Below are 22,543 nucleotides of genomic sequence, written 5' to 3'. Positions count from 1 at the left end.
AATAATACTATTTTTAATAGAATATAAGAGTATGACAATGTATTTTATTCTATATATTGAAAATAATAAAAATACAGATAATATCTGAGTTTGTCAATATTCTAAGAATGTGATATTATATAGACCTATGAGATAAATTAAATATGATAATCATGAACGGAGGGAATTTAAATATGACTAACTTACCAAACTGTCCAAAATGTAACTCAGAGTATACTTATGAAGATGGAAGCTTATTAGTTTGTCCAGAATGTGCTTATGAATGGAGTGCTACAGCTACAGAAACTGAAGAAGAAAATGTTATAAGAGATGCAAACGGAAATATATTAAATGACGGAGATGCTGTAACTGTAATAAAAGACCTTAAAGTAAAAGGAAGTTCATCATCTATAAAAATAGGAACTAAGGTAAAAAGCATACGTTTAGTTCCAGATGCAGCAGATGGACATGATATAGAATGTAAAATAGATGGTTTCGGAGCTATGAAACTAAAGTCTAGTGTAGTAAAAAAAGCTTAATAAAAATAAAAAGTATGGTTTTGAATATATAACCATACTTTTTATTTTTATATTATGAAAAAAGAAGCCGCAATTATTAAATAAACAGCAAGCAATTTAATTTCCTCAAGCCAATTAGATTCACCATAATGTGAAACTCTATTCGCGATTAAAACGGAAGCTATTAAAGCAATTAACTCAAACTCATTAAAAATGATACTCATAGGAGTAAATAATAAGCTTAAGAATATTTCCAATAACTGCACCTGCAATAGATGACTTAACTACATCAAATAATCCTTCTTTCTTTATAAATGAGATATACCTATTTTTATTATTAACTAATTTCTAAATTTTCTGTCTTATTAGGGCCTGAAGTTGTTAAACTATTTAAAATCATTCCGACTATAATAAGTAATAGCCCTATAGATCCTGTTGTAGTTGGTATATTACCTCCAAGAATGAATATCTCACCTAGGATTGTGAATACAACCTCTCCTGATTGTGTTGCCTCTATAATTGCCAACTGACTAGTATTATTTTTAACTAGATCAGTAGCTTTGAAGAATAGTATAGTAGCGATTATACCCGAAAAAATTGCTACTACAAAAGATTGTATTATTTGACTAGAACTAGGCATACCTGTTTTGATATATCCAAATGAAGCCACAATTATCCAAAATGGCATACTACATAATGTCATTCCGAAAACTCTTTCTGTAGTAGTCAAGGAATCACCACATACTTCCATCATTTTTCTATTTCCTAAAGGGTAAGAAAAAGCAGCTATTAATATAGGTATTATAGATAGTAACACTTGGCTAAAATTAACCTCGCTTGCTTGTTCATACTGTATTAAAAATACGCCGATAAGTATTATGAATGACATGAGTAAACTTTTTAATGGTATTTTTTGTTTGAATAAAGGTGTAAGCAATATTCCTGCAACAATGGTAATTTGCCAACAGCCTGCAACTAACCAAGATTGACCATAGGATGATGCGAATGTAAGAGGTGCATAAAATAACCCAAAGCCTACAGTACTCCACAATATCCATGAACTCATATTATTTTTTATTGAACTAAGAATTTTATGTAAGCTGTTTTGCTTTAGTATAATAATATAAAGTAACGGTAGCATAAATATATATCTTAAAGATGCACTCCAGGCCCAATGTCCCCCTGAAATATTCATACTACTATTAAGTACAAATGTAAATGCAAAAAATATAGATGATATTACACCATATATTAGAGCGATTTTCATATTAGTCCTCCTTTTTATTTAATAAATATAATTATAGTATAATTTAATGTTAAAGATAAATTAACAAAACTTATTTGGGAAAAAATAGAAAAATAAAAGATTATTATAGTATAATATAAACTCTAAAGAAAATAAATTATTACTTAAATTAAGAAGGGATAAAACAAATGACAAAAGAAAATTTAATTATCACTATAAGAGATTATATGTTTATAACAATTGGAGTAGTTTTAGTAGCTTTTGGTATTCAATATTTTTATGCTCCAAATGAAATTGCTGGTGGAGGATTAAGTGGATTAGCATTAGTTATAAGTAACTATATTCCTAGCCTATCAATTGGAACAATAATACTTTTAGGAAATTTAATATTATTTATAATAGCATTTATATTAGTTGGGGGAGATTTTGGACTTAAAACTATATATGCAAGTTTTGCTCTATCTTTCACGATGGATTTTATGGAGAAAGTTCTTCATTCTCATGCATTAACTAATAATATGATTTTAGCAGTATTAATCGGAACTGTAATTATAGCGAGTGGTCTAGCTTTAGCCTTATCTTTGAATGCATCGACAGGAGGGACTGATATATTAGCTAAGATACTAAATAAATATTCTACATTTAATATAGGGATTTCACTGCTTTGTGTAGATTTATTTGTAGTTATATGCGGAGCTTTAACATTTGGACTTGGTAAAGGTATATATTCCTTAATAGCTGTTATTATAAATGGTCTTTTAGTTGACAAGGTCATCTTAATTATAGAAAAGAAAAAAGAAAATAAAGTTAAAGATATAGACGAAATTAGTAATAAAATTGTATAAATTGTAAAATTTTATATAAATAAATGTTTAGAATTATTCCACCTAGGATAAATATTAGAATGAGTATTATTTAAACTTAGGAGGATTCAAAATGAAAGCATTTGTAGATAAAGATACTTGTATAGGTTGTGGAGCATGTACAGGAATATGCCCAGAAATATTTGATATGGACGATGATGGATTAGCAGTAGCGGTAGCTGAAGAAATAAGTGCAGACTTAGTAGATGCAGCTAATGATGCTCAAGATAGTTGTCCAGTTTCAGCAATAACTGTAGAATAATGTTAAGACATTTGTCGGAATAAACTTCGACAAATGTCTTTTTTAATATATAATTTATTATAAGTAAAAATTAAAATAAGGGAGATATTTATGAGTAAAGACTATAAATACATATTATTTGACTTAGATGGAACACTTACAGATCCTAAAGAGGGAATAACTAAATCATTTCAATATGCATTAAAACATTTTGGAATAGAAGAAGATCTAGCTAACTTAGAAAAGTTTATAGGACCACCACTACATGATTCTTTTAGAGATGATTATAATTTTTCTGAAGAAGAAGTAGAAGAAGCTGTAACTAAATTTAGAGAATATTTTGCTCAAAATGGGATATTTGAAAATAAGATATTTTCAGGAGTAAAAGAAGTTTTAGAATATTTACACAGTAATAATAAAAGAATATTACTTGCAACATCTAAACCAACTATATTTGCAGAAAAAATATTAAAGCATTTTGAAATAGATAAATACTTCGAATATATTGGGGGAAGTAATTTAGATGGAAGTAGAAGTGAAAAAAATGAAGTTATAAATCATGTATTAGAAGTATGTAAGGTATCATCTATGGAAGATGTAATCATGATAGGTGATAGAAAGTATGATGTAATAGGTGCAAAGAAAATAGGAGTAGATTCTATAGGTGTATTATATGGATATGGAGATTTAGAGGAATTACAAGAAGTGAACCCAACATATATAATTAAAAATATTGAAGAATTAAAAAATATATTATAGTTTCTTATGAAACTATAATATATTTTTTGAATAAAAAGTATTTATAAGAGGTATTATTACAATAAAAAATATATGTTATAGGAGCGTTTGTATGGAGTTATTTACAATAGGTCACTCTAATTATCCTGTTGAAAAATTAATGGATATGCTTAGGTTTTATAAGATAAATTGTGTCGTAGATGTTAGAGGAACTCCTTATTCTAAGTATAATATCCAATACAACAAAGATACTATCAAAAATACTTTGATTAAATCAGGATTTGTATATATTTATATGGCAAAAGAATTTGCTGCAAAAAGAGAAAATAAAATTTCATATAATAGTGAAGGATACTCTGATTTTGAGAATGTTGTTAAAGAAGAGTCATTTATAAGTGGAATAGAAAGATTGAAAAATGGATGTAAGAAAGGATATAGAATAGTTCTTTTAGGTGCTATGCAAGATCCAATAAGATGTCATAGAGCCATATTACTTGGAAGAGAATTAGAAAAGTATGGTTTTAAAATAAATCATATATTAGATGATTATTCTATAAAGGATCAAAGATATATAGAAGAAAGAATATTAGACAAATATTTTGAAAATAGGCATCAGATAACTATTGATAGCTTAATAGGCAATTCAATTTCTAAAGATGAAATGATAAAAGAAGCTTATAGAATGGCTAATAAAGAAATTGGATATAGAATAGAACATTTAGGCGAGTAATTTCACTCGCCTTTTTAATACTAAATTATTTGATTTTTTCTTTATCCCATATAAATAGTCTTTCAGCATTGTTTAAAGCGCCAAAAATGTTTTTCTTAGATCCAGGAATTTTATTATTTAATTCTTTAACTAATTCCTTTATATTTTGTCTATTTGTTTTTCCATCAGCAGGGCAAGGATTCTTTATAATAGGATAATTATAATCTTTGGCAGCCTTTTTAGTCATGTATTCATCTATATAAATCATAGGTCTTATAATTGTTAAATCTTGTCTATCCATATGTGTCTTAGGTGAGAAACAATTTACTCTACCTTCATACAACATAGACATTAAGAATGTCTCTATTGCATCATCTTTATGATGACCAAGAGCTACTTTGTTACATCCTAATTTTTTAGCATTGTCATTTAAGGCGCCACGTCTTAAGTTAGCACATAATGAGCATGGATTTTTTTCTTTTCTTATATCAAATACGATTTCTTTTATATCAGTTTGAACTTCATAAAAAGGTATATCTAAATCCTTACATAGTTTATAAAGTGGAGAATTATCTACACCTCCAGGATTTAAAGTTATTGCAATTAAGTCGAATTTTTGAGGTGAAAATCTCTGATAACTTTTTAAAATGTGAAGTAAAGTAAGACTATCTTTTCCTCCAGATAAACCAACTGCTATTTTATCATTTTCTTGTATCATATCAAAGTCATTTATAGCTTGACGTGCTTTACTAAGTAACTTTTGCATATGCGATTTCCTCCATATAATTTCATATTCATCTATAATTTTAAGTTTTACAATAATAGTTCATAAAGAATCGATAAATAACTAGGATATTATAGCAAATTTATAGTATGCAAACAATTATAATAAAATAGTTAAAAAAACTTAAAATATATATAAAGTTAAATTGAATATATATTAGAAAATTAAGAATATTTACAAAAGAAGTGGTTTCAGATATAATTCACTTAAGGTTTTATATGGAAACGAAAAGATATAAAAATAGTATAAAATATTTCTATGGAAATAAACTAAAATCAATTAGAGAGGGGATAAATAAATGCAAAAAGTAGAAAGCTTTAAACTAGATCATACAAAAGTAAAAGCACCATATGTGAGAAAGTGCTGTGTTTTAGATGGTGCTAAGGGGGATGTAGTAAGTAAGTTCGATTTAAGATTCCTACAGCCAAACTCAGAGACATTCGGAACAGCTGCAATGCACGGATTAGAACATTTACTTGCAACTTATTTAAGAGAAACATTAGATAATATAATAGACATATCACCAATGGGGTGTAGAACAGGTTTCTATCTTATTTTATGGGGTGATGTAGAACCTTCAATTGTTAAAGAAGGCTTAGAGAAAGCTTTAAAAATGGTGCTAGATGCAACTGAGATACCTGCAGCTACAGCAGTTGAATGTGGTAACTATAAAGATTTATCATTATTTGGTGCTAAAGAATATGCTAAAGATGCCTTGGAAAAAGGATTCTCTCTAAATATATATGGAGAATAATTATGAAAAGGGACTTTTTAAAACATATTAATATAAAGGATGAAGAAGTTCTGAGATATTTAGAATACAAAGGTCAGATTATAGATGATAATTTAAAAGAGACAATAAATCAATGCAAAAATATAACTAAAGCAAGAATAAACCCTAGATACACTTTTAGGGTTTATTCTATTAAGAAAAATAAAGGGATAATAGAATTTGAGGGAAGTAATTTAAAGCTAGAAAGTAGAGATTTATATAAAGTATTGAAGGATTGCAATAAGTGTATTTTAATGGCTGCGACCATAGGGTTAGATATAGAAAAGGATATAAGAAAATATTCTTTCACTGAATTAACTAAGGGGATAATAATTGATTCATGTGCAACTACAGCAATAGAAGAAGTGTGCGATATGGTTCAGGAAGAAGTTCAAAATAATATTTTAGAAGATGGGCAGTATACAACCTTAAGATATAGTCCAGGATATGGAGACTTACCAATAGAAAAAAACAAAGATATATTGAACCTTATAAATGGACAGAAAGAAATAGGACTAACTATTACAACAAATGGAATAATGATACCTAGAAAATCTGTTATAGCAATAATAGGTATATCTGATAATAAGCTAAGTCAAGTTAAAAAATCATGTAAAAATTGCAATAATAAAGATACTTGTAAATTTAAAAGAGGGGTTGATAGCTGTGAAAGTTATAGAATATATAAAGGATAATATATTGTTATTTGATGGAGCAATGGGGACAATGCTCCAAAAAAATGGATTACAAATGGGTGAAAATCCAGAAATATTTGGATTTAAAAACCCAGATATACTTATAGATATTCATAAATCTTATCTTGAAGCGGGATCAAATGTTGTAACTACAAATACTTTTGGAGCAAATGAGATAAAGTTAGATAAATTAGGGTATACGGTAGAAGAAGTTTTAGATAATGCAGTAAGTGTTGCTAAAAAAGCGATAAAGATGGTAGATAACTCTAAACCTAGATATGTAGCATTAGATATTGGACCTATAGGAGAAATGTTAGAGCCTATGGGAACTCTAAGTTTTGATAAAGCTTATGAAATATTTAAAAGACAAGCAATTCAAGGTGAAAAATCTGGTGCTGATTTAATTATAATTGAAACAATGATGGATCTTTATGAGGCTAAAGCAGCTGTATTAGCAGCAAAAGAAAATACTAACTTACCTGTATTTTGTACAATGACATTTGATGAAGACGGAAGGAGTTTTACTGGATGTACTCCAGAAAGTATGGTGGCTACTATAGAAGGATTAGGAGTAGATGCTATAGGTGTAAACTGTTCATTAGGCCCTAAGCAACTTTTACCTATTGTAAAGATTATTACAGATAGAGCAAACATACCTGTAATTGTTCAAGCAAATGCAGGGCTACCTAATATAATTGATGGTAAAGCCTATTATGATATGAATTCAGAAGAGTTTTATCAAGGTGTATCAAAGTTTGTAGAGTCCGGAGCTAGAATAATAGGTGGATGTTGTGGTACAAATCCAGAATTTATTAAAGAAGTATCTAATAATATAGAAAATTTAAAAATCGTTAAAAATAAAAGTAAGTATAGATGTACGGTTTGCTCTCCATCAAAATACATAGAAATAGATGGTCCTACAATTATGGGTGAGAGATTAAATCCAACTGGAAGGAAAGGCTTAAAGGATGCATTAAAAAATTGGAATATTGATTACATAATTAATTTAGCCTTAGAGCAAATTAATTCAGGTGCAGAAATTCTAAACGTAAATGTAGGTCTTCCTGATATAGATGAAAAATTAGTTATGCCAAAAATAGTAAAAGAAATACAAGGAATAGTAGATACTCCTTTACAAATAGATTCTTCAAATATTAAAGCTTTAGAGAGTGGTCTTAGATATTATAATGGTAGGACAATTGTAAATTCAGTTAATGGAAAGAAAGAATCATTAAATATGATACTACCTCTAGTTAAAAAGTATGGGGCAGCTGTTGTAGGTCTAACATTGGATGAAAATGGAATCCCTAGTACTGCAGAAGGTAGATTTGAAATAGCAAAGAAAATAGTTGAAGAAGCAGAACATTATGGCATAAGACGAGAAGATATATTTATTGACTGTTTGTCATTAACTGTTTCAGCACAACAGTCAGAAGCTATGGAAACAATAAAAGCTATTAAATTAGTAAAAGAAAAGTTAGGAGTTAAAACAATACTGGGTGTATCTAATATATCTTTTGGTATACCTGATAGAAAAAATATTAATCATACTTATTTAAACCTAGCATTAGGAGCAGGTTTAGATATAGCTATAATCAATCCGAATGAAAGTGGAATGGTAGAATCAATAGATGCATTTAGAGTAATAAATAATATAGATAAAGGTTGTATTAAATATATAAATAAATATAGTAGTACATCTAATTCTATAGTAAAATCTGATACAAATAATACTACTACTTCTTTGAATCAAATAATAGAAAGAGGTTTAAAAGAAGAGGCAAAGGATAAAACACTAGAGCTACTACAAGATAATGATGCAAATTATATACTAGATGAGATATTGATACCATATTTAGATATAATAGGTAAAAAGTATGATTCAGGGGAGATATTTTTACCTCAGATGATTCAATGTGCAGAAACAGTAAAGGTGTCATTAAATGTAATAAAAGAAAAATTAATAAAAGAAAGTAATAATAATATATCTAAAGGTAAAATTATAGTAGCAACAGTACAAGGAGATATTCATGATATTGGTAAAAATATCGTTAAGATAATGCTAGAGAATTATGGATACGATGTTATAGATTTAGGTAAAGACGTTCCAATAGAGGAAGTAGTTCTAAAAGCAAAAGAGAATGATATAAAGCTTGTTGGATTAAGTGCTCTTATGACAACTACTGTAAAAAGTATGGAAGATACTATAAAAGCATTAAGAGAGAATAATATAGAAGCGAAGGTATTTGTTGGTGGAGCTGTACTAACAGAAGAATATGCTAAAAATATAGGGGCAGATTACTATTCGAAGGATGCTAAATCTGCAGTTGAAATAGCAAAACTTAATTTTTAAATAAATATTAAAAAAAAATAAGGGGATTCCCTTATTTTTTCTGTAAAAATATGTATAATTGAAATTTAAAATCGAAAATTGTAGAAAAGTTGTATACTTATGTGATAAAATGGGAAGGTGATTCTTAGGGAGGGTACGAAAAGATATTATGGAAAATAACCAAATGTATACATTAGTTTTCGGAGTATCAGTTTTTGATATATGTGGATTTACAGACAGTAATTATAGGTGTAATGACTCTAACCCAGGAAAAGTAAGGACATCATTCGGAGGAGTATGTAGAAATATAGCAGAGTGTATGTCGAGGGTAGGAGTTAATACTCAATTTATATCTATCCTAGGTGATGATGAAGCTGGTAAAGCGATGTTAGAACATTCTAAACAAATGAACTATGATATGAGTAATTCATTAATTATAGAAGGTGGACATACACCAACGTATATGGCCGTTTTAGATGAGCACGGAGAAATGGTATCTGCAGTAGTAGATATGAAAATAATTGATAAATTTACAACTGAATTTATTGATTCTAAGGCTGATATAATAAGAAACGCTGAATATATGATACTAGATTCAGATAGACCTGATATAGTAGAATATATACTAAAGAACTTTAGTGGAAATACTAAGTTTATATTAGATCCAGTATCAGCAGCTAAAGCAAAAGAAATAAAACACTTAATAAAATACTTCCATACAATAAAGCCAAATAGATATGAAGCTGAAATAATGTGTGGAATGAAAATAAAAAATGATGAAGACTTAAGAAAAGCAGGAAGATACTTCATCGATTTAGGTATAGAAAATGTATTTATAACATTGGATGAAGATGGAATCTACTACAATAATGGTGTAGAAGAAGGTAAAATCAAAGCTAATGATGTAAAAGTTGTAAATGTTACAGGTGCAGGTGATTCATTTGTAGCAGGTATAGCATATGGTTATGCAAATAAATGCAGCTTAATAGATACATTAAAGTTTGCAATATCTATGTCAACAATAACTATATCTACAGAAGAAACTATTCATCCTGAAATGGGAACTGATTTAGTTAAAAGTTACGTAAATAATATAAATTGGTCGGAAGTAAAGTTTGATAAGTAAATATTTTACTAAATCGAGTAATTTATATATAATTTAAGTACAATAAACCTAGTATTAGAAATTAATCTATATTATAATAGTATTTAGATTAATATAAAATTTTATCGTCAACAAAATGAAAATAGGCTAAGTCATAATGACTTAGCCTATTTTTTTTATTTAAAGAATAGATAATTAAAAGGCCCAATTTCCATCTTTAAATATTTGAATTGTTTCTCCATTATATGTTTCACCGATTATATTCATATCAGGTGACCCAATCATAAAATCTACATGAGTTAAACTATCATTAATACCATATTTATCTAGATCTTCATCTTTTATATTATCGCCATCTTTTATACATGTTTTATAAGCAGAACCTATTGCAAAATGACAAGATGCATTTTCATCATATAAAGTATTAAAGAATACTATATTTGTGTCAGAAATTGGGGATTTGAAAGGAACTAGAGCAACCTCTCCTAAGTAGTGAGAACCTTCATCTGTTGAGATCAGTTTTTCTAAAGTATCATATCCTTTTTCTGCAGTGAATTCAACGATTCTACCATCTTTAAAAGTTAAAGAAAAATTATCTATAACATTCCCACCATAAACTAAAGGTTTAGTACTATAAACTATACCATTAACTTTAAACTTATGAGGAAGACAGAAAACTTCTTCAGTAGGTATGTTAGGGTTGAACTTTACTCCATTAGGGTCTACAGAAGCTCCACTTAACCAAATATGGCCTTCTGGCAACTCCATAGTTAAATCAGTTTTTTCTGACTTAAACTTTAATGTTTTGAAATTTTTATTATTTAAGAAATCCATTCTTAATTTTAAATCTTCATTATGCTTATTCCAAGCTTCTATAGGATCTTGACCATCAACTCTAGAACATTTAAATATAGCTTCCCATAGTTTATCTATCGCTTCCTCACTAGATACATCAGGGAATACTTTCTTAGCCCAAGCCTCTGTAGGAATTGAAACTATACTCCATTTGCATTTATCTGATAAAGTATAAGATCTCCACTCTTTTAAAGCCAATCCAGATGCTTTTTGGTAATTAGCAACTCTTTGTGGATCAACATCTTTTAATAAATCAGGATTAGCAGCATGAATGCTTAAGAAAGCGCCTCCTTTTTTTGCTATATCAACATATTGATCAGCCGTCCATTTTGGATATTCATTAAAAACTTCTTCTGGAGCATTTAAATATCTTATTAAAGTACATTCTTCATCAGACCACTCTATATATACATTCTTAGCACCAGTGTCATAAGCGTGCTTAACAACCTTTCTTACGAATGGAGCACATTCAATTGGTGATCTAACAAGTAATTCTTGTCCAGGTTGAATATTAACTCCAACTTTAACTGCTAACTCTGCATATTTGTCTAAATTTCTCTCAAAATCCATAATAAACCTCCTATGTAAAAATAAGTAAAACACTATATATTTAATTATATTATACCCCTATTTTAGGGAATAACTAAAATAAAAATACTTATTTTTAATAGTTTTTGTAATAAGTAATAATAATGGGGATTTATAATAAAAAATTACTAAATTTTAATATAAACTGTATGCAAAAAACCATAAAAGAACTTATAATATAATAATGTATGTAAATAGTTTATGAAAAAGAAATACATATTGATTAGATACAATGACTTAAAACGGTGAAGTTTAAAATAGATTACTTCAGTAAGGAGGACATAGATGGAGTTATATGATGCTATTTTTTATAGAAAATCTATAAGAAATTATACAAATAAAAATATAAAATCATCATTAATGGAAGAAGTTAAGAATATATGTAGCAATATAACTTATCTAAATGAAAATTTAAATATAAAAGCACATATAGTAGATAGAGGACATCTAATACAATTTTTGCTTGGGAAAGCATGTGAAGTAAAAGCTCCTCATTATTTAGTGATAACATCTAATAAAGGAGAAAAAACTTTAGAAAACATAGGTTATGTAGCAGAAGAAATTTTGTTAAAGATGACGTCACTAGGAATAGCTACATGTTGGTTAAAGTGTAACTTAAAAAGAGAAGATATATTAGAATTTATAGATTTAGATGAGATAGATATAGATGATGAAGAATACGAATATAAAATTGAAAATCCATATGCAATAATTGCATTTGGATATGCAGATAAACAAGAACGTTTATTTAGGCCTATAAACTCAGATCCTGATAGAAAAAGATTAAAAAAAATCTGCAAAAAAATAGATAGAAAATGGGTTAAAGTACTTAATGCAGTTAGAGTAGCTCCATCAATAAAAAATATTCAACCATGGATATTTTATGCAAAAGATTATGGATTTGATATATATGAAGAAAAATCTAAGAAATACTTAGTACAAGATTCTAAAATTAGTATGGGAATAGCTTTAAAGCATTTCGATATAGCTTGTAAGAAATTTGGAATAGATGTTAAATTTGAAACGATAGATACAAAAAGAAAAAGAGGAAAAAATTATATAATTAGCGTAATGGAAGATAGATAACTTCTGTAAAAGAATGGTTGACATATAATAAAATAAATGTAATAATTATTTTAAGCAAAAGCTTTAAGTTATTCCAGAGAGAATATGAAGTATTTTGTGTATAATAAAAATATAATATACCTTAAATTTAGTCCAGAGAGTCTAAAAAGGTTGATAATATTAATTTGATTACATTATAACCCTTTATCTGGATGATAGAGGGTTTTTTAATACAAAAATAAAATAAATAAAGTCTTTTAAAATAGTCCAGAGAGGCTGATAAAGATATCTAATAACTAATTATGAGTATAAAATTAAGTTTAGATAGAGTCCTTATACCTCTTTTCAGGTGTAAGGACTTTTGTTTTAGATAAAGGCTTTATTAAAAAAGGAGAAGGCATATGATAAATGGAAAAGAAAAATTAATAGTTGCAATTGACACTAATGAATTTGATAAAGCTAAGGAATTAATAGATAAACTAGAAGATAGTGTAGATATATTTAAAGTTGGTTTAGAACAGTATGTAGCAACAAGAGGTAAAACAGTTGACTACTTAAATGAAAAAGGTAAAAAAGTATTCTTAGATCTTAAGTTCCACGATATACCAAACACTATGCAAAGTGCAGTAAGAGCCGCAGTAAGAGATAAAGTTTGGCTAATGACAATACATGTATCTGATTTAGAAGGTATGAGACAATGTGCTATAGCTGCAAAGGAAGAAGCAGAAAAGTTAAATATAGAGAAGCCTATAATAGTAGGGGTAACTGTTTTAACATCTTTAAGCAATCAAGATTTACAAGATATAGGATGTAATATGACAACTGAAGAGTTAGCAATAAAGAGAGCTAAATTAGCTAAAGAGGCAGGAATAGATGGAATAGTTTGTTCAGCTCAAGAAGTAGATAAAATAGTTGAAGCTTGTGGAAAAGACTTCGTAACAGTTTGTCCAGGAATAAGACCATCTACTGCTGAAGTAGGGGATCAAAAGAGAGTCGTTACTCCTAGTGATGCAATAAATAAGGGTGCTCACTATTTAGTTGTTGGAAGACCTATAACTAAAGCCGAAAACCCTAAAGAGTCGGCAGAAAAAATAGTAAACGAAATTGAAAATGCTTAGGGGGTAGGTTATATGAAGGGGAAACTAATATTAGAAGATGGAACTATATTTGAAGGAAAAGCCTTTGGATATTTAAAAGACAGCGTAGGAGAAGTAGTATTTAATACATCTATGACAGGTTATGGTGAAGTTTTAACTGATCCATCATACTATGGACAAATAGTTACTATGACATATCCACTTATAGGAAACTATGGAATAAACTTAGAAGATGTAGAATCTAAGGGTGTTCATGTAAAAGGATTTATAGTAAGAGAGAAAAGTGATACTCCAAATAACTTTAGATGTGAAATGGATATAGATACATACCTAAAGCAAAATAAGGTCATCGGTTTAGAAGGAATAGACACAAGAGCTCTAACTAAGATATTAAGAAACAATGGAACAATGAGAGGAATAATAACTTTAGAAAATGCATCATTAGAAGATGTAAAGTCTAAATTAGAAAGCTTTTCTAATACTCAAGCAGTAAAAACTGTAACTAGAAAAGAAATTGAAAGAATAGAAGGAAACGGACCTAAAGTAGCAGTTATGGACTTTGGTGTTAAGCAAAATATATTAAGATCATTTGCAGCTAGAGGTTGTGATATAACTGTATTCCCTGCTTTAACAAAGCCAGAAGAAGTATTAGCTATAAATCCAGATTTAATATTCTTATCAAATGGACCTGGAGATCCAGAAGATTTAGAGGATGTAATAGAAAATATAAAAGAATTAGTAGGTAAGAAGCCAATAGTAGGAATCTGCTTAGGACACCAACTTTTAGCTTTAACATTAGGTGGAAAAACAGGCAAACTTAAGTTTGGACATAGAGGTGGGAACCATCCAGTTAAAGATTTAGAAGAAGGGAAAGTATTTATAACATCTCAAAACCATGGATACTATGTGTGTGAGATACCAGAAAACATGGAAGTAACTCATATAAACTTAAATGATAATACAGTAGAAGGAATGAGACATAAAGAATTACCAATATACAGCGTGCAGTACCATCCAGAAGCTTGTCCTGGACCAAAAGATAGTGATTATGTATTTGATAAATTCTTAGAGTTAGTATAGTTGTTATAAATATTTAAGAGATTAAGGAGATTAAAATTATGCCTAAAATAGAGAGTATAAAAAAGACATTAGTACTAGGATCAGGACCAATAATAATAGGTCAAGCGGCTGAATTTGACTACTCAGGAACTCAAGCTTGTCAGGCTTTGAAAGAAGAAGGAGTAGAAGTTGTATTAATAAATAGTAACCCTGCAACAATAATGACGGACCAAGAGATTGCAGATAAAATTTACATAGAACCATTAACAGTAGAGTTTATAGAAAAAATAATAGAAAAAGAAAGACCAGACAGTTTATTAGCAGGTATGGGTGGTCAAACTGCACTTAACTTAGCAGTTGAATTACATGAAGCTGGTATACTTGAAAAATATGGTGTTGAAATAATAGGAACATCTGTTGAATCTATAAAAAAGGGTGAAGACAGAGATACATTTAGAGAAGTAATGAGACAAATTAACCAACCAGTAGTAGTTAGTGATATAGTAACTGACTTAGAAAGTGGATTAGAATTTGCGAATAAAATAGGATATCCAGTAGTAGTAAGACCAGCATATACACTAGGAGGAACTGGTGGAGGTATAGCTGAAACAGTTGAAGAACTGACAGAAATACTTACTCAAGGTTTACAATTAAGCCCAGTTAGCCAAGTATTACTTGAAAAAAGTATAAAAGGTTGGAAAGAAATAGAATATGAAGTAATAAGAGATGGCAATGGAAACTGTATAACAGTATGTAATATGGAAAACATAGACCCTGTTGGAGTACATACAGGAGATAGTATAGTTGTTGCACCTAGCCAGACTTTAAGTGATAAAGAATATCAAATGCTTAGAAAAGCATCTATAGATATAATAAATGCAATAGAAGTTAAGGGTGGATGTAATGTTCAGATAGCATTAAATCCTCACAGTTTAGAATATGCAATAATAGAAATAAACCCAAGGGTTTCTAGATCATCTGCGCTTGCATCAAAAGCTACAGGTTATCCAATAGCTAAGGTTGCAGCAAAAATAGCTTTAGGATACACATTAGATGAAATAGAAAATGCAGTAACAAAGAAAACTTACGCATGTTTCGAACCAACTCTTGATTATGTAGTAGTTAAGATACCAAAGTGGCCATTTGATAAGTTCAAGCAAGCTAACAGAAAGCTAGGAACAAAGATGATGGCAACAGGGGAAATAATGAGTATAGGAAGCAACTTTGAAGCAGCTATGCTTAAAGGTATAAGATCTCTTGAAATAGGAAAATACTCACTAGTTCATGCTCCTTCTGAAGAAAAGAGCTTAGAAGAATTAAAGAAAAGTATAGTAGTACCAGATGATGAAAGATTATTTGACTTAGCTGAAATGATAAGAAGAGGCTACAAAATAGAGATGATAGAACAAATCACTGGTGTAGATAAGTGGTTTATAAATAGATTTAAATGGATAGTAGATCAAGAAGAAAAGTTAAAAGGAATGAAGATAGAAGATTTAACTAAAGAATACCTTCTTGAATTAAAGAAAAAGGGATTCTCTGATAAGGGAATATCTGACTTAATGAAGATAAGCCCAGAAAAAGTTTATGAATTAAGAACATTATACAGTATAAATCCAGCATACAAGATGGTTGATACTTGTGGTGGTGAGTTCGATGCATTATCTCCATACTATTATTCAACATATGAAGAGTATGATGAGGTTGTAGTAAGCGATAAGAAGAAAGTTATAGTACTAGGTTCAGGTCCTATAAGAATAGGTCAAGGGATAGAGTTCGACTATTGTTCAGTACATTGTGTTAAAGCACTTAGAAAAATGGGAATAGAAACTATAATAATTAACAATAATCCAGAAACGGTGAGTACAGATTTTGATACATCAGATAAATTATACTTCGAGCCATTAACAGAGGAAGAAGTATTAAACATAATAGAAAAAGAAAATCCAGATGGAGTAATATTACAATTTGGTGGTCAAACAGCAATAAAATTAGCTAAATTCTTAGATGAAAAAAGAATACCAATATTAGGTACAGATTTTGCAGATATAGATGCGGCTGAAGATAGAGAAAAGTTTGATGAATTATTAGAAAAGCTAAACATAAATAGACCAAAAGGTAAAGGTGTATGGTCAGTTAAAGAAGGTATAGAAGAAGCTGCTAAATTAGGATATCCTGTACTTGTTAGACCATCTTATGTACTTGGTGGTCAAGGTATGGAAATAACATATGAAGAGCATAAGTTAGAAGCATACTTACAAAGTGCATTTGAAAGAGATAAGAAGAACCCAGTTCTTATAGATAAGTATTTAACTGGTAGAGAAATAGAAGTTGATGCAATTTGCGATGGAGAAGATATATTAATACCGGGAATAATGGAACACCTAGAAAGAGCAGGAGTTCACTCTGGAGACAGTATAACAATGTATCCAAGTCAAAATGTATCTGATGAAATAAAAGCAAAAATATTAGATTATACTAAGAAAATAGCTTTAGAGCTTAATGTACTTGGAATGGTTAATATACAATTTATAGAATTCCAGGGGGAATTATATATAATAGAAGTTAACCCAAGAGCAAGTAGAACAGTTCCGTATATAAGTAAGGTAAGTAAAGTGCCAATTGTTGATTTAGCGACTCAATGTATGTTAGGAGCTAAGTTAAAAGATTTATGTTATGGAACAGGTGTATATAAAGAGCCTAAGCTGATATCAGTTAAGGTTCCAGTGTTCTCCATGTCTAAGTTATCTAGAGTTGATGTAAGTCTAGGGCCTGAAATGAAGTCAACAGGAGAAGTTTTAGGAGTAGGTGAAACTTTAGAAGAAGCATTATACAAAGGATTTATAGCAGCTGGAAAGCAAATGTCTGATGAAAGAGGAGTTGTACTTGCTACTATAAATAACTACGATAAATCTGAATTTATTGAAATAGCAAAAGACATGAAAGAATTAGGATACACATTCTTAGCTACAGAAGGAACAGCGAATAGCTTAAAAGAGCATGGAATAGAAGCTACTTTAGTTAATAGAGTAGAAGAGTCTAGACCTAATATATTAGATGCAATAAGAAATAAGCAAGTTGATATAGTAATAAATACACCAACAAAAGGAAATGACTCAACTAGAGATGGATTTAAAATAAGAAGAACTGCTACAGAGTTTTCTACTGAAGTAATGACATCTTTAGATACATTAAAAGCTCTAGTAGGTGTTAATAAAAAGCAAATAAGAGAATCTAAATTAGAAGTTTATGATATAGCAAAATAAATATTACAAAAATAAAATGGCTACCTTAAGTACGAGGTAGCCATTTATATATTAAGCATCATTATATCTCCAATTTGAGCATTTATATATTTTAATTTATCAAAATCTGATATTCCATCTTCATCTAATACGAGCTTTATTGATTTTAAAGCGCTTTTTAATTTAAATTCTTCTTCTCTTTGTAGTTCTAATATCCCATCAATTATATTTTGTCTATCTAATTCAATCATATTTATACCCCCTATAATATATTTATCTAAATTATAGACACAAATAGAAAAAATATACATAAAAAAACTGTAAGTTATTAATTATTTTATAACTTACAGTTTTTTTATTAACTTATTAAAATAGATTAAATTTTTATCTCCTATAAATTCTTCTATTAATATTTGTAGCGCTACAATAAAACTTAGGATTTATATAAGGAGCAAATTTACTGAACATTAATTTAAATTTAGTTGTTCCAAATTCTTCTTTTGCAAGTTGGCCTGCATCAAAGTAAACCACTAATCCATCATCTTCAATATAAAAAGCTTGGTCATCGGTTATAAAAAATTCTACATTATCAAAATAGAGATCTTTATTTTGATTTATTTTATAATTTACATAATCTGTGATTACTTTTATATAGTCTACGCCATTATTAAATATATCTTGTAAATTTATTTTTTTGCCAGTAAGTAAATCATAGTTATAGTTGTATAACTCATCATATGAAGGTAATGTATGGTTAGTAAATCCCCTAAGATTAACTATAACACTAAGTAAATGGTTTTTATTAAAAGTAACAGCAAAATTAGAAAATGCACTATATACTTTTTTTTCATCAGGTTTGTTATCAGCCACAGTTGAATTGTATTGAGCTTCTTCTTTAGCTAAATTGTCTCTAAAAGAAATTACCTCTTCTTTTATAAGATTACTTATATTATTTAGTATCGATGGGTTTGCGAAAAAATATCCATTATTAAAATTAAAAAAAGCTGGATATTGAATATCGTAATAAAAATTAGAGCCCTTAGAAAACTCTTCATTAAAATCTGTATATATTAAATTATACAGACAATTACTTGCAGGTTGAGAATTAGCCACAAAGAATCCCCCTTCATTTAGATTATCAATTACAATATAATATGCTACAAAAAAATGAATTATTAATAAATAAAAAACAAAACATAGATATTAATAAAGTAAATGAAAGTATATAAACTATTTAAAAGACCGAAAATATAACTAAATATGGTATAATACATAGGATTAAAAAGAATTTTACCAGGAGGAAAACTATGTTAATATTAGCAGATAAATGGAAAGATTATGAACTTATAGATATGGGGAACGGAGAAAAGTTAGAGCGCTGGGGAGATATAGTACTAAGAAGACCAGACCCTCAAGTTATGTGGCCAATTAGAAATGAAAGTGGATTATGGAAAAATCCTCATGGACACTATCATAGAAGCACAAAAGGTGGAGGCCATTGGGAAACTAAAAAGAAATATCCAGAAAAGTGGACTATAAGCTATAAGAACTTAAAGTTCAATATAAGTCCAACAGGATTTAAGCATACAGGATTATTCCCAGAGCAAGCAGCAAACTGGGATTGGTCAATGGAAAAAATAAAAAATGCAGGTAGACCAATAAAAGTATTAAACCTTTTTGCTTATACAGGAGGAGCAACTGTAGCATGCGCAGCGGCAGGAGCGGAAGTTTGTCATGTTGATGCATCAAAAGGAATGGTTACTTGGGCAAAAGAAAATTTACATACATCTGGACTTGGAGATAGAAAAGTAAGATTTATAGTGGATGATGTTGTTAAGTTTGTTGAAAGAGAAATAAGAAGAGGAAATAAGTATGATGCTATAATAATGGATCCACCTTCTTATGGAAGAGGACCTAAAGGAGAAGTATGGCAAATAGAAGAAAAATTATATGGTTTAGTAGATTTATGTACAAAGGTATTATCAGATAATCCTTTATTCTTCTTAATAAACTCATATACAACGGGATTATCTCCAATAATACTAGAACATATATTAGATGCTACAGTTGCTAGAAAAGCTAAGGGTGGAAATATATATGGTGGAGAAATAGGAATACCAACTTCAAGAGACGGAAAAGTTCTTCCATGTGGAATATTTGGAAGATGGGAGAGTAAATAATGGTTAAAGTTATATATGAAGATAACCATTTATTAGTTGTAGAAAAGCCTGTAAATATACTATCTCAAGGTGATGATACTAATGATAAAGATATGGTAAATCTTCTTAAAAACTATGTAAAAGAAAAATATAATAAACCTGGCAATGTGTTTATTGGATTAGTGCATAGATTAGATAGGCCAGTAGGAGGAGTAATGGTATTTGCTAAGACTTCAAAGGCTGCATCTAGATTATCTGAACAAGTGAGAAATAAGAGCTTTAAAAAAACTTATAGAGCCGTTATACATGGAACTATGAATAAAAAAGAAGATACACTAAAAGACTATCTTTATAAAAATAAAAAAACTAATATGGTTAGTGTTGTAAATAAAAATCATAATGAAGCTAAGAATGCAGAATTAGATTATGAAACTTTACAATCTAAAAATAATTTTAGTTTAGTTCAAATAGATTTAAAAACAGGAAGACCTCATCAAATTAGGGTTCAATTCTCTAGTAGAAGACATCCTTTATTTGGAGATCAAAGATATGGACAAAATGTTAATAAGATTGGTCAACAGATTGCGTTATGGTCTTATAAAATAGAAATAGTTCATCCTACTACTAAGGAAAAAATGGAATTTATATGTGAACCACCAAAAGAATATCCATGGAATTTATTTGATAAATAAAAAGGGCTACGTAAAATAGATTTCGGTTATATCAGCATCAAAACAGAATAATTATTTTTGTTTTACTATTGGTATGATGAGAATCTATTTTATAGATGCTCTATTTTTATTTAAAAGGTATAAATATTAAAACTTATATTATACTTTTGTAAATTGAAAATAAATTATTTTTAATAATTAAATATAGAAATTTTGCTAAAACTATACAGTACAACAAATTAACGAAATAATTTAGAAATTGAAATTTATTAATGAGGATTTAAGTATGAATAAATATATAGGATTTTATATTGATGAACCTGTTGGAAATAATATTTTTTCTTATTCTGAAAGAGAAAATAAAAAAATTTATGTTCCTAAGCTAATAGAAGGAACTTTGGAAGATGTGTCTTTAGGTGAACATATTGTTTTCAACGAAATTGATGAAGGTCATGAAGTAAAGGCTAAAGGTCTAGAATATATGGTTCAATACAATGTTGATGGTAAGTATGTATATATTTTTGACAATCATAATCATGCTTTTTATTTTTGGATGAAAAGTCTTAAATTAAATCATTTTAAAAAGGGTTGTAAGTTAGTACATGTAGACCAACATAAAGATATGAGAGAACCAGTAAATTATGATGTTGATATAGAGGATATGAATGATATATTTAGGTATACTAATAAAGTATTGAATGTGGGGAATTTTATAAAGCCAGCCCTTAAGCATAAAATATTCTCGGAAGCTATAATTATAGATAGTTCATATGGATTTGACATAAATGTTGAAGGAGAATATGTACTAGATATAGACTTAGATATATTCTCTAAAGATATGGATTATATACCATATGACTTTAGATTAAATAAGATAAAAGAGCTTATAAAGAATGCAAGAGTTATAACAATAGCAAGTAGTCCTTATTTTATAGAACAGGACTATGCTATAAAAGTATTAAAAGAATTATTTAATTATGATATAATAGAGTAGTTAATTATTTATAGTATAAATTTGATAAAAAATAAATAACGAATGCTATAAAAAGAGATAAATTTTAGGAGGATTCAAGTATGAGTTTATTTACTGAATGGAGATCTTTAAGTGAAAATCATGATAGCCAAGAAGCTGAAATAAAGTTCTGGGAAGAATACTTAAAGGTAGAAACTACAATATACAATGAAATATTAAACAATAAAATAGAGGTATTAGAAGGAACTGTTGCTGAGTTAGCTGAAAGATTCAATACTTCAAATGAATACATAATGGGATTCTTAGATGGAATAAGCGAAAGTTTACAAGAAGACATCGACTTAGAATCTATAGAAGTTGACAAAAAAGTGACTGTAAAAATAGATTTCGAAAAATTATACTACAACATGGTAGCTGTTGAAGCTCACTGGTTACACAGTTTACCAGGCTGGGAAGATATATTATCTGAAGAGAAGAGAAAAGAATTAACTAAAGCTTTCAAAAACTCTAAAACTATAGTTAAAGAAGCTAAAGTAGGAAGAAATGACGCTTGTCCATGTGGAAGTGGAAAGAAATATAAAAAGTGTTGTGGAAAGTAAGGTAAATTATGTTTATTTTAAGATTTGTTAATGAGGATGATGATTTATCAGTAAAGGAATTTACTGATTTATCTCAAGTGAATAAGTTTATAAAGGAAAATGACTTAGAGAAATCATGGCATCAAATCGAAGAAATAAAAAGAGTAGTACCAAACTTAAAAGATGAAAATTAATAATTAAGCCTATTTAGATAATAAATTTATTTTAAAATCTAAATAGGCTTTTTTATAAAAATAATATATAAATCATT

General features: G+C 28.7%; 23 protein-coding genes. 18 read left to right on the top strand and 5 right to left on the bottom strand.

The window, feature by feature from the left end; genetic code table 11:
* The first annotated feature begins 173 nt into the window (after positions 1 to 173).
* On the top strand, positions 174 to 518 hold the full coding sequence (locus tag HF520_RS12915) for a zinc ribbon domain-containing protein YjdM (protein ID WP_168574384.1): 345 nt from the start codon (positions 174 to 176) through the stop codon (positions 516 to 518).
* 316 nt (positions 519 to 834) lie between these two features.
* On the opposite strand, the gene HF520_RS12905 is transcribed toward HF520_RS12915, so the two are convergent.
* A complete protein-coding gene (locus tag HF520_RS12905; protein ID WP_168574383.1) occupies positions 835 to 1,764 on the bottom strand; it encodes a DMT family transporter in 930 nt (309 codons plus the stop codon).
* 167 nt (positions 1,765 to 1,931) lie between these two features.
* Between HF520_RS12905 and HF520_RS12900 the strand changes: the two genes are divergently transcribed.
* From HF520_RS12900 to HF520_RS12885, 4 genes are all read left to right on the top strand, one after another.
* Positions 1,932 to 2,588 (top strand): YitT family protein, encoded by a 657-nt coding sequence (locus tag HF520_RS12900; protein WP_168574382.1) that lies wholly within the window; start codon positions 1,932 to 1,934, stop codon positions 2,586 to 2,588.
* Between the two features lie 91 nt (positions 2,589 to 2,679).
* Positions 2,680 to 2,868 (top strand): ferredoxin, encoded by a 189-nt coding sequence (locus HF520_RS12895; RefSeq protein ID WP_168574381.1) that lies wholly within the window; start codon positions 2,680 to 2,682, stop codon positions 2,866 to 2,868.
* 90 nt (positions 2,869 to 2,958) lie between these two features.
* Entirely contained in the window at positions 2,959 to 3,606 is a 648-nt protein-coding gene (locus tag HF520_RS12890) for an HAD family hydrolase (protein ID WP_168574380.1), read from the top strand.
* 91 nt (positions 3,607 to 3,697) lie between these two features.
* Entirely contained in the window at positions 3,698 to 4,315 is a 618-nt protein-coding gene (locus HF520_RS12885) for a DUF488 domain-containing protein (protein WP_168574379.1), read from the top strand.
* A 25-nt stretch (positions 4,316 to 4,340) separates the two neighbouring features.
* On the opposite strand, the gene HF520_RS12880 is transcribed toward HF520_RS12885, so the two are convergent.
* Positions 4,341 to 5,060, bottom strand: coding sequence for a tRNA 2-thiocytidine biosynthesis TtcA family protein (locus tag HF520_RS12880; RefSeq protein ID WP_168574378.1), 720 nt, complete (start codon positions 5,058 to 5,060; stop codon positions 4,341 to 4,343).
* Positions 5,061 to 5,376: 316 nt separating this feature from the next.
* On the opposite strand from HF520_RS12880, the gene HF520_RS12875 reads away from it, so the two are divergent.
* The 4 genes from HF520_RS12875 (at position 5,377) to HF520_RS12860 (ending at position 10,003) form a co-directional block, all read left to right on the top strand.
* Positions 5,377 to 5,832, top strand: coding sequence for an S-ribosylhomocysteine lyase (locus HF520_RS12875; RefSeq protein ID WP_168574377.1), 456 nt, complete (start codon positions 5,377 to 5,379; stop codon positions 5,830 to 5,832).
* A 2-nt stretch (positions 5,833 to 5,834) separates the two neighbouring features.
* A complete protein-coding gene (locus tag HF520_RS12870) occupies positions 5,835 to 6,545 on the top strand; it encodes a vitamin B12 dependent-methionine synthase activation domain-containing protein (protein WP_168574376.1) in 711 nt (236 codons plus the stop codon).
* A gap of 22 nt (positions 6,546 to 6,567) precedes the next feature.
* A complete protein-coding gene (locus HF520_RS12865) occupies positions 6,568 to 8,898 on the top strand; it encodes a homocysteine S-methyltransferase family protein (protein ID WP_442970754.1) in 2,331 nt (776 codons plus the stop codon).
* A gap of 148 nt (positions 8,899 to 9,046) precedes the next feature.
* Positions 9,047 to 10,003: a carbohydrate kinase family protein gene (locus HF520_RS12860; RefSeq protein ID WP_168574374.1), complete on the top strand. Its 957-nt coding sequence runs from the start codon at positions 9,047 to 9,049 to the stop codon at positions 10,001 to 10,003.
* A gap of 174 nt (positions 10,004 to 10,177) precedes the next feature.
* Here HF520_RS12860 and HF520_RS12855 read toward each other — a convergent pair whose 3' ends face one another.
* Positions 10,178 to 11,407 carry an aminopeptidase gene (locus HF520_RS12855; RefSeq protein ID WP_207711006.1) on the bottom strand — a complete coding sequence of 410 codons (1,230 nt, stop codon included), beginning with the start codon at positions 11,405 to 11,407 and terminating at the stop codon, positions 10,178 to 10,180.
* 303 nt (positions 11,408 to 11,710) lie between these two features.
* Here HF520_RS12855 and HF520_RS12850 point away from each other — a divergent pair, with 303 nt between their 5' ends.
* From HF520_RS12850 to carB, 4 genes are all read left to right on the top strand, one after another.
* Positions 11,711 to 12,511: a nitroreductase family protein gene (locus HF520_RS12850; protein ID WP_168574373.1), complete on the top strand. Its 801-nt coding sequence runs from the start codon at positions 11,711 to 11,713 to the stop codon at positions 12,509 to 12,511.
* A 380-nt stretch (positions 12,512 to 12,891) separates the two neighbouring features.
* On the top strand, positions 12,892 to 13,608 hold the full coding sequence (gene pyrF / locus HF520_RS12845) for an orotidine-5'-phosphate decarboxylase (RefSeq protein WP_168574372.1): 717 nt from the start codon (positions 12,892 to 12,894) through the stop codon (positions 13,606 to 13,608).
* A gap of 12 nt (positions 13,609 to 13,620) precedes the next feature.
* Complete coding sequence (locus HF520_RS12840) at positions 13,621 to 14,667, top strand: carbamoyl phosphate synthase small subunit (RefSeq protein WP_168574371.1); 1,047 nt, start codon at positions 13,621 to 13,623, stop codon at positions 14,665 to 14,667.
* A 38-nt stretch (positions 14,668 to 14,705) separates the two neighbouring features.
* Entirely contained in the window at positions 14,706 to 17,912 is a 3,207-nt protein-coding gene (gene carB / locus HF520_RS12835; RefSeq protein ID WP_168574370.1) for a carbamoyl-phosphate synthase large subunit, read from the top strand.
* Positions 17,913 to 17,956: 44 nt separating this feature from the next.
* Here the strand turns inward: carB and HF520_RS12830 are convergent, their stop codons facing one another.
* Both HF520_RS12830 and HF520_RS12825 read right to left on the bottom strand, forming a co-directional pair.
* Positions 17,957 to 18,142, bottom strand: a complete 186-nt coding sequence (locus tag HF520_RS12830) for a hypothetical protein (RefSeq protein ID WP_168574369.1) — start codon at positions 18,140 to 18,142, stop codon at positions 17,957 to 17,959.
* Between the two features lie 133 nt (positions 18,143 to 18,275).
* Positions 18,276 to 19,004 carry an RsiV family protein gene (locus tag HF520_RS12825; RefSeq protein WP_168574368.1) on the bottom strand — a complete coding sequence of 243 codons (729 nt, stop codon included), beginning with the start codon at positions 19,002 to 19,004 and terminating at the stop codon, positions 18,276 to 18,278.
* A 194-nt stretch (positions 19,005 to 19,198) separates the two neighbouring features.
* On the opposite strand from HF520_RS12825, the gene HF520_RS12820 reads away from it, so the two are divergent.
* The 5 genes from HF520_RS12820 (at position 19,199) to HF520_RS12800 (ending at position 22,466) form a co-directional block, all read left to right on the top strand.
* Entirely contained in the window at positions 19,199 to 20,071 is an 873-nt protein-coding gene (locus HF520_RS12820) for a class I SAM-dependent methyltransferase (RefSeq protein WP_168574367.1), read from the top strand.
* On the top strand, positions 20,071 to 20,742 hold the full coding sequence (locus tag HF520_RS12815) for an RluA family pseudouridine synthase (protein WP_168574366.1): 672 nt from the start codon (positions 20,071 to 20,073) through the stop codon (positions 20,740 to 20,742). Before HF520_RS12820 ends, HF520_RS12815 begins: the two co-directional genes overlap by 1 nt.
* A 265-nt stretch (positions 20,743 to 21,007) precedes the next feature.
* Positions 21,008 to 21,715: a UPF0489 family protein gene (locus tag HF520_RS12810; protein ID WP_168574365.1), complete on the top strand. Its 708-nt coding sequence runs from the start codon at positions 21,008 to 21,010 to the stop codon at positions 21,713 to 21,715.
* A gap of 80 nt (positions 21,716 to 21,795) precedes the next feature.
* A complete protein-coding gene (locus tag HF520_RS12805; protein ID WP_168574364.1) occupies positions 21,796 to 22,293 on the top strand; it encodes an SEC-C metal-binding domain-containing protein in 498 nt (165 codons plus the stop codon).
* 8 nt (positions 22,294 to 22,301) lie between these two features.
* A complete protein-coding gene (locus HF520_RS12800; protein WP_168574363.1) occupies positions 22,302 to 22,466 on the top strand; it encodes a hypothetical protein in 165 nt (54 codons plus the stop codon).
* The last annotated feature ends 77 nt before the right edge of the window (positions 22,467 to 22,543 follow it).

Origin of the sequence: Romboutsia sp. CE17 (genome assembly GCF_012317385.1) — a bacterium.
Taxonomy (GTDB): Bacteria; Bacillota; Clostridia; order Peptostreptococcales; family Peptostreptococcaceae; genus Romboutsia_E.
The sequence above is the reverse complement of the archived record's forward strand: the minus strand, read 5'-3'. Positions and strand labels throughout refer to the sequence as shown.

Coding starts and splice junctions, on each gene's coding strand:
- HF520_RS12915 (WP_168574384.1), top strand. CDS start 174: ATGACTAACTTACCAAACTGTCCAAAATGTAACTCAGAGTATACTTAT.
- HF520_RS12905 (WP_168574383.1), bottom strand. CDS start 1,764: ATGAAAATCGCTCTAATATATGGTGTAATATCATCTATATTTTTTGCA.
- HF520_RS12900 (WP_168574382.1), top strand. CDS start 1,932: ATGACAAAAGAAAATTTAATTATCACTATAAGAGATTATATGTTTATA.
- HF520_RS12895 (WP_168574381.1), top strand. CDS start 2,680: ATGAAAGCATTTGTAGATAAAGATACTTGTATAGGTTGTGGAGCATGT.
- HF520_RS12890 (WP_168574380.1), top strand. CDS start 2,959: ATGAGTAAAGACTATAAATACATATTATTTGACTTAGATGGAACACTT.
- HF520_RS12885 (WP_168574379.1), top strand. CDS start 3,698: ATGGAGTTATTTACAATAGGTCACTCTAATTATCCTGTTGAAAAATTA.
- HF520_RS12880 (WP_168574378.1), bottom strand. CDS start 5,060: ATGCAAAAGTTACTTAGTAAAGCACGTCAAGCTATAAATGACTTTGAT.
- HF520_RS12875 (WP_168574377.1), top strand. CDS start 5,377: ATGCAAAAAGTAGAAAGCTTTAAACTAGATCATACAAAAGTAAAAGCA.
- HF520_RS12870 (WP_168574376.1), top strand. CDS start 5,835: ATGAAAAGGGACTTTTTAAAACATATTAATATAAAGGATGAAGAAGTT.
- HF520_RS12865 (WP_442970754.1), top strand. CDS start 6,568: ATGGGGACAATGCTCCAAAAAAATGGATTACAAATGGGTGAAAATCCA.
- HF520_RS12860 (WP_168574374.1), top strand. CDS start 9,047: ATGGAAAATAACCAAATGTATACATTAGTTTTCGGAGTATCAGTTTTT.
- HF520_RS12855 (WP_207711006.1), bottom strand. CDS start 11,407: ATGGATTTTGAGAGAAATTTAGACAAATATGCAGAGTTAGCAGTTAAA.
- HF520_RS12850 (WP_168574373.1), top strand. CDS start 11,711: ATGGAGTTATATGATGCTATTTTTTATAGAAAATCTATAAGAAATTAT.
- pyrF (WP_168574372.1), top strand. CDS start 12,892: ATGATAAATGGAAAAGAAAAATTAATAGTTGCAATTGACACTAATGAA.
- HF520_RS12840 (WP_168574371.1), top strand. CDS start 13,621: ATGAAGGGGAAACTAATATTAGAAGATGGAACTATATTTGAAGGAAAA.
- carB (WP_168574370.1), top strand. CDS start 14,706: ATGCCTAAAATAGAGAGTATAAAAAAGACATTAGTACTAGGATCAGGA.
- HF520_RS12830 (WP_168574369.1), bottom strand. CDS start 18,142: ATGATTGAATTAGATAGACAAAATATAATTGATGGGATATTAGAACTA.
- HF520_RS12820 (WP_168574367.1), top strand. CDS start 19,199: ATGTTAATATTAGCAGATAAATGGAAAGATTATGAACTTATAGATATG.
- HF520_RS12815 (WP_168574366.1), top strand. CDS start 20,071: ATGGTTAAAGTTATATATGAAGATAACCATTTATTAGTTGTAGAAAAG.
- HF520_RS12810 (WP_168574365.1), top strand. CDS start 21,008: ATGAATAAATATATAGGATTTTATATTGATGAACCTGTTGGAAATAAT.
- HF520_RS12805 (WP_168574364.1), top strand. CDS start 21,796: ATGAGTTTATTTACTGAATGGAGATCTTTAAGTGAAAATCATGATAGC.
- HF520_RS12800 (WP_168574363.1), top strand. CDS start 22,302: ATGTTTATTTTAAGATTTGTTAATGAGGATGATGATTTATCAGTAAAG.